Source organism: Pseudomonas sp. PB120, assembly GCF_009761815.1.
Lineage (GTDB): Bacteria > Pseudomonadota > Gammaproteobacteria > Pseudomonadales > Pseudomonadaceae > Aquipseudomonas.
Genome location: NZ_RWIN01000011.1, coordinates 1 through 12,516, shown reverse-complemented (window position 1 = coordinate 12,516; position 12,516 = coordinate 1). Strand labels below are relative to the sequence as shown.

Annotated in this window: 13 protein-coding genes; 6 read left to right on the top strand and 7 right to left on the bottom strand. The window is 58.3% G+C overall.

Annotated elements, in window-relative coordinates:
- Positions 1-73 precede the first annotated feature (73 nt).
- A complete protein-coding gene (gene rpmA / locus EJA72_RS01095) occupies positions 74-349 on the bottom strand; it encodes a 50S ribosomal protein L27 (RefSeq protein ID WP_007901871.1) in 276 nt (91 codons plus the stop codon).
- Positions 350-384: 35 nt separating this feature from the next.
- Positions 385-699, bottom strand: a complete 315-nt coding sequence (gene rplU, locus EJA72_RS01090; protein WP_003176051.1) for a 50S ribosomal protein L21 — start codon at positions 697-699, stop codon at positions 385-387.
- A gap of 240 nt (positions 700-939) precedes the next feature.
- Between rplU and EJA72_RS01085 the strand changes: the two genes are divergently transcribed.
- The 3 genes from EJA72_RS01085 (at position 940) to EJA72_RS01075 (ending at position 2,833) form a co-directional block, all read left to right on the top strand.
- Positions 940-1,908, top strand: a complete 969-nt coding sequence (locus EJA72_RS01085) for a polyprenyl synthetase family protein (protein ID WP_157709708.1) — start codon at positions 940-942, stop codon at positions 1,906-1,908.
- A gap of 119 nt (positions 1,909-2,027) precedes the next feature.
- A complete protein-coding gene (locus EJA72_RS01080) occupies positions 2,028-2,369 on the top strand; it encodes a zinc ribbon domain-containing protein YjdM (RefSeq protein WP_178128955.1) in 342 nt (113 codons plus the stop codon).
- A gap of 206 nt (positions 2,370-2,575) precedes the next feature.
- Entirely contained in the window at positions 2,576-2,833 is a 258-nt protein-coding gene (locus EJA72_RS01075; protein ID WP_157709707.1) for a hypothetical protein, read from the top strand.
- 129 nt (positions 2,834-2,962) lie between these two features.
- Here the strand turns inward: EJA72_RS01075 and EJA72_RS01070 are convergent, their stop codons facing one another.
- From EJA72_RS01070 to EJA72_RS01060, 3 genes are all read right to left on the bottom strand, one after another.
- A complete protein-coding gene (locus tag EJA72_RS01070) occupies positions 2,963-3,580 on the bottom strand; it encodes an FKBP-type peptidyl-prolyl cis-trans isomerase (RefSeq protein WP_157709706.1) in 618 nt (205 codons plus the stop codon).
- A gap of 121 nt (positions 3,581-3,701) precedes the next feature.
- Complete coding sequence (locus tag EJA72_RS01065; protein ID WP_157709705.1) at positions 3,702-4,013, bottom strand: DUF6482 family protein; 312 nt, start codon at positions 4,011-4,013, stop codon at positions 3,702-3,704.
- 131 nt (positions 4,014-4,144) lie between these two features.
- The gene (locus tag EJA72_RS01060; protein WP_020296439.1) at positions 4,145-4,633 is read right to left on the bottom strand and encodes a TIGR00645 family protein; all 489 of its coding nucleotides are present in this window, start codon (positions 4,631-4,633) and stop codon (positions 4,145-4,147) included.
- A 158-nt stretch (positions 4,634-4,791) separates the two neighbouring features.
- Between EJA72_RS01060 and EJA72_RS01055 the strand changes: the two genes are divergently transcribed.
- On the top strand, positions 4,792-6,624 hold the full coding sequence (locus tag EJA72_RS01055; RefSeq protein ID WP_157709704.1) for a hypothetical protein: 1,833 nt from the start codon (positions 4,792-4,794) through the stop codon (positions 6,622-6,624).
- Between the two features lie 26 nt (positions 6,625-6,650).
- Here EJA72_RS01055 and EJA72_RS01050 read toward each other — a convergent pair whose 3' ends face one another.
- Together EJA72_RS01050 and EJA72_RS01045 are read right to left on the bottom strand one after the other, a co-directional pair.
- Positions 6,651-6,971 carry a hypothetical protein gene (locus EJA72_RS01050; protein ID WP_157709703.1) on the bottom strand — a complete coding sequence of 107 codons (321 nt, stop codon included), beginning with the start codon at positions 6,969-6,971 and terminating at the stop codon, positions 6,651-6,653.
- Between the two features lie 303 nt (positions 6,972-7,274).
- Complete coding sequence (locus EJA72_RS01045; RefSeq protein WP_157709702.1) at positions 7,275-9,713, bottom strand: Lon protease family protein; 2,439 nt, start codon at positions 9,711-9,713, stop codon at positions 7,275-7,277.
- 277 nt (positions 9,714-9,990) lie between these two features.
- Between EJA72_RS01045 and EJA72_RS01040 the strand changes: the two genes are divergently transcribed.
- Together EJA72_RS01040 and EJA72_RS01035 are read left to right on the top strand one after the other, a co-directional pair.
- Entirely contained in the window at positions 9,991-10,479 is a 489-nt protein-coding gene (locus EJA72_RS01040; protein WP_157709701.1) for a DUF3015 domain-containing protein, read from the top strand.
- A 94-nt stretch (positions 10,480-10,573) separates the two neighbouring features.
- Positions 10,574-12,427, top strand: a complete 1,854-nt coding sequence (locus tag EJA72_RS01035; protein WP_157709700.1) for a DUF4105 domain-containing protein — start codon at positions 10,574-10,576, stop codon at positions 12,425-12,427.
- Positions 12,428-12,516: the final 89 nt, after the last annotated feature.

The following is a 12,516-nucleotide window of genomic DNA, read 5'->3' as shown; positions in this document are numbered from 1 at the left end:
AGCTTTGCAAGAGACTCACCCCACAAACGAAAAAGCCCCGTCGCGAGACAGGGCTTTTCCAGCAACTACGTAATTATGCCGCGACGACGTCAGTCTTCGGAACAATGCTTACGTAACGACGACCGAAGGCGCCTTTTACTTCGAACTTGATCACGCCGTCGATTTTAGCGAACAGAGTGTGATCTTTGCCCATGCCAACGCCGTAGCCAGCGTGGAATTGGGTGCCGCGCTGACGCACGATGATGTTGCCCGGAATGATAACCTGGCCGCCATACATCTTCACGCCAAGGCGTTTGGCTTCTGAGTCGCGACCGTTACGGGTACTACCACCAGCTTTTTTGTGTGCCATGAGTTCAATTCTCCTAGTGAGGAATTAGGCTGAAATTAAGCCTGAATACCGGTGATTTTGATCTCGGTGTACCACTGGCGGTGGCCCATACGCTTCATGTGGTGCTTACGACGACGGAACTTGATGATGCGGACTTTATCGTGACGACCTTGGGAGATCACTTCAGCCACAACGGTAGCGCCAGCAACAACTGGAGCGCCGATATTCACGTCATCGCCATTGGCGACCAACAGAACGCGATCAAAAGTTACGGATTCGCCGGTAGCGATTTCCAGTTTTTCAATCTTCAGGTATTCACCTGGGGCGACTTTGTATTGCTTGCCACCAGTAACGATTACTGCGTACGACATGGTATTTCTCCGATAATCCTGCTCACCCAGCTCTTTATAAGAAGAGGTATTGGCTGGCATGGCTGCATAAGGCTGGAAGGCCTGTTTGCAATTGCGTAAGGCAGGTGCTGCCCAGGAAGTTCAGGGTGCGCGATTGTACGCAAGCTGCCGAGGCGATGCAAGAGGCCGTCCATCGCGCCTTGACACCCGCCGACGTGGGTCCTAGCATGCCGCGCAACCCTTCTGGAGCAACTGTCGCTGATGCAACCCCAAGCTTTCTACCGCGCGGTGGCGGACGATTTTAGCGCCGTCGACGGCATCATCAAGAAGCAGCTGACTTCCCGAGTGCCGCTGGTTTCGAAAATCGGCGATTACATTACCTCGGCCGGCGGCAAACGCCTGCGTCCTTTATTAGTGTTGCTGTGTGGCAAGGCCCTCGGCCGCGAAGGCGATGATCTGCGCCTGCTGGCGGCGACCATCGAGTTCCTGCACACCGCCACCCTGCTGCACGACGACGTGGTCGACATGTCCGGCATGCGTCGTGGCCGCTCGACCGCCAACGCCATGTGGGGCAACGCGCCAAGCGTCCTGGTCGGCGACTTCCTGTATTCGCGTTCATTCGAAATGATGGTCGAACTGGGCTCCATGCCGGTGATGAAGATCCTTTCGCAAGCCACGCGCATCATCGCCGAAGGCGAAGTGTTGCAGCTGTCCAAGGTTCGCGACGCCAGCACCACCGAAGAAACCTACATGGAAGTCATCCGCGGCAAGACCGCGATGCTCTTCGAAGCCTCGACTCACAGTGCTGCCGCCCTTTGCGAAGCCACTGCGGAACAGGCTGAAGCCCTGCGCACCTTTGGTGACCACCTGGGCGTCGCCTTCCAACTGGTCGACGACCTGCTGGACTACAAGGGCGACGCGGAGACCCTGGGCAAGAACGTCGGTGACGATCTGGCCGAAGGCAAACCGACCCTGCCGCTGATCTACACCATGCGTGAAGGTACGCCGGAGCAGGCTGCACTGGTGCGCAAGGCAATCCAGAAAGGCGGCATCGAAGACCTGGAAAGCATCCGCGAAGCGGTGGAAGCGTCTGGCTCACTGGATTACACCGCGCAACTGGCCCGCGATTACGTGACCCGGGCGATCAAATGCCTCGACGCGCTGCCTGCCAGCGAATACCGCGATGCATTGGTCGAGTTGAGTGAGTTTGCGGTAGCTCGCACGCACTGACAGCCCCTCTGTGGGAGCGAGCCTGCTCGCTCCCACAGGTTTTTCGGCGCAGCAAACCCTCCCGCCTAAAACCCTATACAATGTGCGCTTTTTAGCTATCCTGAATCCAAGGAGCCTTAGTGAGCACGTTGCCACCCTGCCCAAAATGCAATTCCGAATACACCTATGAAGACGGCGCGCAGCTGATCTGCCCTGAGTGCGCCCACGAATGGTCCGCTGGCGGCGACGCCGAAGCGGCGTCCGATGACACCGTGAAAAAGGATTCGGTTGGCAATGTCCTGCAGGACGGCGACACCATCACCGTGATCAAGGACCTCAAGGTTAAAGGCACGTCGCTGGTGGTCAAGGTCGGGACCAAGGTCAAGAACATCCGCCTGTGCGATGGCGATCACGACATCGATTGCAAGATCGACGGCATCGGCCCGATGAAGCTCAAATCCGAGTTCGTCAGAAAAGTCTGAATCTGCTGTATTCCATCCCGCGCCCTGCGTGGGATGGCGTTATCCCCTCCCCCGCTTCGCCCAGCAAACCCTCGCAATAGCCAAACGCCAGCCGTTTTGACTTGACTCAATCTTTACCCGCAAAAAATCACAAACCGCCAATAGGCCCTTGCTATTTGATGAATAAGAATTATTCTCATTGAAATCCGAATCAATGGAGATGAGACATGACTTATCTAATCGATGCTTGGCTGGACCGCCCACACCCTTACCTCAGGATCCTGCATCGGGAAACCGGTGAAGTCTGTGCGGTGCTTGAAGAAGAAGCCTTGAACGAACTGCAGGATCAGGGTGATCTGGACGTCAGCGGCCTGAGTTCCAGCGAGCCGGTGGTGCTCAAGGAACTGGTGCGCAATCTGTTTCTGTTCTGCTATGCCCGGGCGTTGCGCCCGTCGCACGATCTGAACCATAAGCTCGAAATATGAAAACCGCAAAACCTTGTAGGAGCGAGCTTGCTCGCGAAGAACGTCAACAATAACGCGTGCGTTCTGAATGTACGCGGTGCCTTTGAGCCCATCGCGAGCAAGCTCGCTCCTACAGGTGATCAGCGAATATTACAGAACGTCGAGCAGCTCGACGTCGAATACCAGAACGCTGTGCGGCGGGATGCTGCCAACGCCTTGAGCGCCGTAAGCCAGTTCGCTCGGCACGTACAGACGCCATTTGCTGCCGGCATTCATCAGTTGCAGGGCTTCGGTCCAGCCTGGGATTACGCCGCCAACCGGGAATTCTGCAGGCTCGCCACGCTCGTAGGAGCTGTCGAACACAGTGCCGTCGATCAGGGTGCCGTGGTAGTGAGTGCGCACTTGATCTTCACGGGTTGGCTTGGCGCCTTCACCTTGAGTCAGGACTTCGAATTGCAGGCCGGAGGCCAGGGTGGTGATGCCATCACGCTTGGCGTTTTCAGCCAGGAATGCCAGGCCTTCGCCAGCAGCCGCTTCAGCTTTCGCTGCCGCTTCGGCTTGCATGATTTCGCGAATGACTTTGAAGCTCGCGGCCATTTCTTCCTGACCTACACGGCTTGGCTTACCGGCGAATGCGTCGGTCAGACCAGCCAGGATTGCGTCCAGGCTTACGCCCGGTGGCGGGTTGTCGCGCAGTTGGTCGCCCAGCTGACGGCCAATACCGTAGCTGACGCGGGTTTCGTCGGTAGACAGATTTACTTCGGACATGACACTGCTCCGCTGTGCGGACGGCCCAGGAACTTGCCGTGCGTGCACAGCGCGTCCCGGAGCGCCCGGAACCAAAAGGGCCAGCAGACTAGCACAGATGTCGCAGTACTGATGAGAGGCGTCAGCGTTGCCAGACAGAACGGAAGGCGATCGGCACCTTCAGGCTGTCCTCGGTATTGTTACCGAGCCCGCACATTTCGTCATGAACCGACGTGTGCACGAGGTTGAAGGGCAGACTGGGACAGGCGTGCAGCACCTGACGTGCGTGCTCGACCGACCGCACAGGAAACATCTGTCCGTGGGCATCGCTCAAGGGGTACGCGGAGCCATGCATTCGCGCTTCCAGCAGGTAGATGCCGCCTTCCATGGAAATCAGGTTCAACTCATCGACCTTCCCGGCGATGGCATAGGCATTCAGCTCTTGCAGATTCATGAACGCACCTCACACAGTGGCGAGCCAAGACTCTTACAGGCATAGGCCTCGGCGCATCAAAGTACAAGCCAAATACGACACCGCCCGTCTGTTTCGCATCCTTTGCGCAGGCGTAAGCGGTGTCGTGGGAATCAATGCTTGGTGAGCTTGTCCAGGTAACCCATGGCAAACGCCGAAATCACGAACGTCATGTGAATGATCACGTACCACTTCAAGTGCTCGGGATCGACGTTCTTGGCGTCCATGAAAATCCGCAGCAGGTGGATGGACGAAATCGCCACGATGGAAGCGGCCACTTTCATCTTCAACGAAGACGAGTCCATGGTGCCCAGCCAGTTGAGCTTTTCCTTGCTTTCGTCGATGTCCAGCTGAGAGACGAAGTTCTCGTAGCCGGAAATCATCACCATCACCAGCAAACCGCCAACCAGCGCCATGTCGATCAACGACAGCAACACCAGAATCAGGTCTGACTCAGCCATCGAAAAGACGTTGGGAATAACGTGAAAGACTTCCTGGAAGAATTTCAGCGCCAGGGCCAGCAGCCCAAGGGACAGGCCGAAGTAGATCGGCGCCAGCAACCAGCGGGAGGCGTACATTGCATTTTCGATAAAGCGTTCCATTAAATCTCACAGGTGGCTGGAAATGGCCGCGAGTATAACAGTCGCCTGTAACACCCAGAAACCGTCGGGAAATCCTGCACCTGCGCATGTGTCACAAAGTTTTTCTGCTAGTGTCCAAAGCATTGACAGCTCAGCGACATCGGACAGGAAGACTGGAAATGGATGTGCGATTGCCTTTTACGAGCGCCGGACTTTGCCTGGTTCTTCTGATCAGCGGCTGCTCACCCCCCAGCGAGGAAAAGCGCCAGGTCAGCCTCGAGGAAAAAACCGCACAGTTCGAGAAATCCCTGGATGCGATAACGGACCCGAAACTCAAGGACGCCGTGGCCGAGCTCGGTGGCTCACTGTTGCTGCTCGAGCGCGCTCAACTCAAGCTCGACAGTAAACCGGTGGAAACCGAGTACGGTGAAGACGTACTCGCCGTGCTCAAGCACTACCCCACGCCGCAGGCCTTGGTCGACACTTACATCAATGGCCTGTTTGTGCTGCACAAGGATTCCAGTTCCGATTACCTGACGGACCTGCAGCCGGTATTCCCCTTCAACTTCAGCATTCCGGCCGAGTTTCTGTTTCCCCACGGGCTGGAATGGCAGTCGGTAACCCTGAGCAACAAACGCGTGATTCCGTTTCAGCCGGAGTGGTCGGAAACCGATCCCGGTATCCAGCTGAGCCCATCGAGCTCCAACCTGACCAACCCCGACGATTTGACGGTGACCTACCCGTTCATCGAGGGTCTGCAGGTCGATAACAAGCACCAGCCACAACCCGTAAGCCTGCAAGGCAAGATGGAAGTCATTGCACCGCGCAGGCTCTACACGTTCGACCTGACGAAAAAGGACATTGGCCAGACGAGAACCAATGACAACCTCAGCGTCACCCTGCTGAATCTGGGCAACAACTTCGCCGAAATCGAATTCAACAACAGTGCGCCGCTGGCGCCGGAAGTCGGCGATACGCCGTTGAATCCGCTGATCGTCCAGGCCAGGGACACCACCGGGCAATTTCTCTCGCGCTCAGGCTCGATCAACGAAACCGCCACTCAAATTGCCTTCTATCAAAAACAACTGGAGAAAATGCAGCAACAGAAAGCCTGGAGCGAGGCGTACGAAAAACAGATCGATGAAGAGCAGCGTACGTTTGAGAAACAACAGAATCACCACTACACCAAGGTGTACTTCAACGGGCCGATCGACACCCTCGAAGTCAGCATGCTGGACTTTTCAACGGCTACGGTCACCCGCAAGGACCTGAACCTGCCCGTACTGCGCTTCGACCGCAATACCACGGAGAAAACCATCCAGCCCCTGTCGCTGCCGGTGGTGGTGTACGACGATCAGGCGCCGACTTGGTTGAAAGGGGCCTCGCTGGGTGAAGATCAGCTGAAAAAGAGCATCAGCATCAGCCAGGCCGTCGATGATCCGAGTGCCGCGCGGATCGAGTTCGATCACCCCAGGAGTTTCAATGATGAACTGCTCGGCACGTCCTTCAGCCCCGGCGAGAGCCCGGTCAGTTTCTTTACCGAGGACAGCAGCGGCAAACGTGACGAGCCAATCGAGCTGCCGCCGGAGGCTTACCAGATCGACCCCCTGCGCGGCACCATCACCTACGACCTGAACCTGTTTCCCGAAACGCCGGCCTACGCAGTCGGCTCCATGCCATTGTTCCTGGCCACGGTCGAAACAAAAACCATCGACGCCCACCAATTGCCCAAGGGGCTTGAGCTCAAAGGGAATGCGTTGGTGGTGGATCAGAAGCTGTTTCCCGCCCAGGATTGGCGTTTCTTCGCCAAGGACGACAGCGGCAATTACTTGAAGGAAATTCTTTCGGTCAGCCACGACGCCGGCGCTCAAGGCCCGGCGCTGTTCGCCGTGCATTACTTCTACGGCCAACCGACGCGACTGGAAACCTATCAACGAACTGAACTCTCCACCGTGCAATATGGCTTCGAGGTCAAACTCGACAAGGCGGACATGTCACACCTTGCCCAATAGCCTGTTCTACGAACCGCCGGACGCAATCAGCCGCCCAGTGACCGCCCACGACCGCCGTTGATTTCCCGCAACTGGGCTTGCAGGTGCAGGCACCAGATTTGCGGATCATCGGCCAGTTCATAGCCATGCAGCGTCAGGCTTTCAACAATGGTGTCGAGAATCGACTCGGCGGCGAAAGGGCCATGAAACGGGCCTTGAGCCTTGATGGCTGAAGGTTGTTCGCCGGCCATTCCGGCAGCGAACAGTAAGGTCCACATGCCCGTATCTCCCGCCAACGGGCGGATGGCGCATTCGATACGGGTCACGAGCCCCAGGCATTGACGGGTAAGGCAGAGGTTGCGCGACATGGCGGCGACCCTCGGTAGATCCGGTATTCAGCCCCCACGGGAAGGCTGTCTCGATCCAGTGATTACTGTCGATATCCTTGAGCTGAGAATAGAAGAAAAGTCTGACCAGGGCGTCAAGCGAGACCGAAAGGCGCCGAGCGGTCATTGTGTGAATTTTGACGTCAGAGTGATGGCACTTTTGAGGGTGTTTGCAATACCTGTAGGAGCCGAGCTTGCTCGCGAAGGCGATGTATCAGCCAACATATCTGTTGAATGAAAAACCGCATTCGCGAGCAAGCTCGGCTCCTACAAAGGTTTTTGCGTTTACGCCGGTTTGGCTTCGGCCAGTGCTTCCTGCGCCGCTTCTTTCTCGGCTTCTTTCAGGTCTTCCTCACTGATCATTTCCGCAATCACCCGCAGACGCTCCACCACCCGCGCATTGACGCTGCCTTCAGGGAATTCGCCATTTTCATCCGGCGCACCGGCAGGCTCGCCCACCAACAGGCTCAACGCCTCGTCGGCCTGGCGTACCGCGTACACGTGGAACTGCCCCGCGCGCACTGCCGCCAGCACCTTCTCGTCGAGCATCAGCGTCGCAACGTTGGCGTGAGGAATGATTGCCCCCTGCTCGCCGGTCAGTCCGCGAGCTTCGCAGAGGCGGAAGAAGCCTTCGATCTTCTCGTTGACCCCGCCCACCGCTTGCACTTCGCCGAACTGGTTGATCGAGCCGGTGATCGCAAAGCACTGCTTGAGCGGTGTTTTCGACAGGGCAGAGATCAAGGTGCACGCCTCGCCCAACGAAGCGCTGTCCCCGTCGACGTAACCGTAGGACTGCTCCAGCGCGATGCTGGCAGAAATTGCCAGCGGGAATTCCTGGGCGTAACGGCTGCCCAGATACCCGGTGAGGATCATCACGCCCTTGGAGTGAATCGGCTGGCCAAGGTTGACCTCGCGCTCGATGTCGACGATGCCGCTGCCGCCCGGATAGACCGTGGCGGAAATCCGCGCCGGCACACCGAACGCCGAGTCACCGACCTCCAGCACCGTTAGCCCGTTGCACTTGCCGACGGCGGCACCATCGGTATCGATCAGAATGATCCCGGCCAGCATGTCATCGAGAATCCGCGCCGAGACGCGCCCGGTACGCGTGGCCTTGGCCTTTAGCGCACGTTCGATGTGGCCGGCGTCGGTCATTTCGTCGCTCGCCAGGTGGCGAATGAAGTCCGCCTCGCTGACCAACTGGAACAGATCACCGATGCGCGCCGATAAACGCCCCTGATGTTCAGCCAGGCGCGCGCTGTAGGTCGCCAGACGCGCGACCGCGTCGGCGGTCAACGGCGCCATGCCTTCTTCGGATGTGCGCGTTTTAAGCAACTGGGCGAACTGCTCCAGGCTCTCGTCGACCATCGGGATGTCTTCGTCGAAATCCACCAGGACACGAAACATCTCCTGAAAGTCCGGATCGAGGTCTTGCAGCGTGTAGTAGAGCTGCCGCGCGCCGATGATGATGACTTTGACCTGCAACGGAATATGTTGCGGCGTGAGTGTCACGGTGGCCAGACGGCCCAGCTCGCCCAAGGGCGACTCCATTTTCAGCTTTCGCGATTGCAGGGCGCGCTTGAGCGCATCCCACACGAACGGTTCGCTGAGCATTTTCTCCGCTTCAAGGATCAGGAAACCGCCGTTGGCACGGTGCAAGGCCCCCGGGCGCAGTTGACGATAGGTCGTGTAGAGCGCGCCCTGATCGGTGCTGTATTCGATACGGCCGAACAGGTTTTCGTAGGTCGGATGCGGCTCGAACACCACCGGTGCGCCGCCGCTGGCCGAGTGACCGACCACCAGGCTTGGGGCGTATTGCTCTTCCAGCATCTTGCGGGCCACGGCGTCGACTTTGCTGTCGTCCACCAGTTGCTCGACCACGGTCTTGAGCAGGTAAACCTGCATGGCTTGCAGGTAACCGCAGACGGCGGCGTTCTCGGCGTATTTCTCGGACAACGGTGACAGCAGAGGTTGCAAAGCCAGCGTGATGGTTTCCTCGTTGAGGTGACGCAATTGGTTGCTCGACTCGCGCTTCCATTGCGGCAGGCTGGCGAGTTCTTCGTTCAGCCGCTCTTCCAGCCAGGAAATATCGTCATGGAAACGCTCGCGATCGGCTTCCGGCAACTGGGCGAATTCCGCTTCGTCCAGTGCCTTGCCCTCGCTCATCGGGGTGAAGGCGATGTTGCTGGCATCGCGGTACAGCGCGACTTCTTTTTCCAGCGCCAGGCGCTCGATCACGTCCAGGGCCTTGTCATAGCGCTGGTTGAAGGCGCGATCGATGGCACTTTTCTTTTGCTGGTAGGACGGGTGTTCGAAGACGGCGGGGAACGTCGCCAACAGGTTGTCGATCAGGCCATTGATGTCACCGATGAAGGCGCCGGCGGTGCCCGATGGCAATTCCAGGGCGCGTGGTTCGCGCGGCTCATCGAAATTGTTGACGTAGACCCAGTCCGCCGGAGTCTGCAGGCGCTTGCCTTCGGCCTTCAGGTAGCGTTTGACGAACGAGAAGCGGCCAGTGCCGGGCTCCCCCATGACGAATACGTTGTAACCGGGGCGTGGCATGGCCACACCGAACTGCAAGGCTTCGACCGCACGTTCCTGGCCGAGCACACCGCGGAAGGGCTCCAGATCATTGGTGGTAGAGAAGCTGAACTGTTCAGCGGAAAACGGACGGGTCAGCGCTTCGGGCGCTAGACGCAAGCTGGCAGCAACAGGATCAGGCATCGGGCTTCCTTACATCAGGCGGGGCAGATAGCGGCATTCTGGCGCTGCCCATACCCGACTGGCAAGGCGCGCCTCAAGCCAAAGCATAGACAACGCGCAATCCCCAGGCTGAGCGGGGCTAAATCAATGATTCAGGCGAATGTTTTGCAAAAAATCACGGAACCCCGGGATCGTGCCTAAACTCCAAACTGCGCGGCTGGACTAATAACCGGCCCAACTGGCGCCATGATGGGCCAGACCCCTTGTCCATTGGTATGCACACAAAGAGAACAAAGCTATGAAACGGATTCTTCTCGGTACTCTCTTCACCGTTGTATCCCTCAATGCCATGGCTCAGGCGCCAGGCGGCCCGGATTGCGGTTGGGGCAACATGCTGTTCGAAGGTCAGCGTGGCACCCCGGCTCACTTCCTGGCATCCACCACCAACGGCACTTCCGGCAACGCAACGTTCGGTATGACTTCCGGCACTAACGGTTGCGCGACGAATGCGTCGCTGACCTATGGAGGCAAATCGTGGTTCGCCATGAATGGCATGATGAATGAGCTGTCCGAAGACATGGCAAAAGGTAACGGCGAAGCGCTGACGACCTATGCCGTGGTACTGGGCGTGGCGCCGGAAGACCGTGCGCACTTCGCCGCCGTCACTCATGAGCACTTCCAGCAGATCTTCAGCAAGGCTGACGTGACCGCTGAAGACGTGCATACCAACACCCTGGCCGTCCTGAAGAACGATCCACGTCTGGCCAAGTACGCCACTCAAGCTTAAGCTCGAACCGCCCGTTCCTTCCGGGGAGCGGGTTTTGTTTTTTGGACCTGCCCCTCTTTGGGTCTTTGTTTTTTTCGACTTAAGTTGCCCACTTATGCTCAAACGCCTTGCCTGGCTGGCGCTCTGTGTCTGCGCCCCGCTGTCCGCCGCGCCTCACATTGACAATCAACGTTTGCAGCAACTGGCCAACGACCCCTTCTGGATTTCCCTGGGTCACTACGAAACCGCCAAGCTCGGCGGCTGGCGCAGCTATGTCAGCGACAAAAAGTTCTTCCTGGCCGCCGATGGCAACGAACACCCCGATCGCGAACTCGCGGCCACGGTGCAAGCGCTCTATGCCCCGGCCAATGCCGGTGAAAAACACGCGCAATGTGTGTACCCGGCGCGTACCCGCTGGCTGAAAGCGCAGCTCAACCTGACCGATCTGCCGGCGCTGGACTGTGCAGAATTCAAGCAATGGTTCAAGGATGTCTCGCCCCACAGTGCGGTGATGATTTTCCCGGCGGCTTACTTGAACAGCCCGTCCTCGATGTTCGGCCACACCTTGCTGCGAATCGATCAGGCCGATGTGCAAAGCGATCACACCTCCTTGCTCAGCTATGCGATCAACTTCGGGGCCTACATCGAGGGTTCCGACAACAGCATTCTTTACGCCTGGAAAGGCTTGATGGGCGGCTACCCAGGGCTGTTCGCGCTGGTGCCGTATCAGGAAAAACTCTCGGAGTACCGTAGTCTCGAGAACCGCGACCTGTGGGAATACCGGCTGAACCTGACCCAGCAGGAAACCGAGCGCATGGTCGAGCACGTCTGGGAACTGAAGCAGATCCAGTTCGACTACTTTTTCTTCGACGAAAACTGCTCCTATCGCCTGCTGGAACTGCTGCAAGTGGCCCGCCCGAGCCTGCGCCTGACCGAACAGTTCCCGCTGACCGCGATTCCTACCGACACCGTCAAAGCCGTGAAAGAAGCGGGACTGGTGGAGTCCATTCAATATCGGCCGTCACGCGAGCGCGAGCTGTTGAGCCGCGCCGAACCACTGACGGACGAAGAACAGCAATGGGTGCTGAACGTCAGCGCTGATCAGAAGCAGTTGCAGGAACCGGCCTTCAAGGCGCAACCCCGCGACCGGCAGGCGCTGATCATTGATGCCGCCTATCGCCTGGAACGCTACCGCGCCAACGGCCAGGAGCGTGACCCGCAAAGGGCCCAGCGCAGTTTCGAATTGCTGCGGGCAATCAACCAGAACCCGCCACTGGAACTGGAAATCCCCCAACCGGGCTTGCCTGAAGACGGTCATGAATCGCGCACCTGGCAGGCCGGCATCGGCACCCGGGGCGACAAGGCGTTTGGCGAATATGGCCTGCGCATGGCCTATCACGACCTCAACGACAACGCCGAAAGCTTTCCACTGGGCGCGCAGATCGAAATCCTGCAAATGAAACTGCGCCAGTACGAAGGCAATCATTGGCAGTTCCAGCAGCTGGATCTGGCAACGATCCGCTCGCTGACGCCGCGCAATGAATTGCTGCAACCGCTGTCGTGGCAAGTTACCGGCGGGCTGGAACGGGTGCCGGGCAAGCATGACGATGAAACTTTAGTCAGCCATGTCAACGGCGGCGGCGGTGGCACCTGGCAACTGGGCGAAGACGTGCTCGGGTTTGCCCTGGGCACCGTGCGTGTGGAGCACAACAACGACTTCGCCGGCTTCATCGCTCCGGCGGCGGGGTTCAACAGCGGAGTGTTGTGGAAAAACCCTCTGGGCAACTTCAGCCTGGAAACCAAGGGCGATTTCTTCACCAACGGCGAAGTACGCCGCAGCCTGAGCCTGAATCAGCAGTGGGAATTGTCGCGCAACCTCGGCGTGCGCCTGAGCGCCCAGCGCGAATTCAGCCACCTCGCTACACCCGAGAACGAAGTGATGCTTGAGGTGAAGTGGTATCACTATTGATCAAGAACACCACATCCCCCGTAGGAGTGAGCCTGCTCGCGATAGCGGTGTGTCAGCCAAAGATGATGTCGACTGACACACCGCCATCG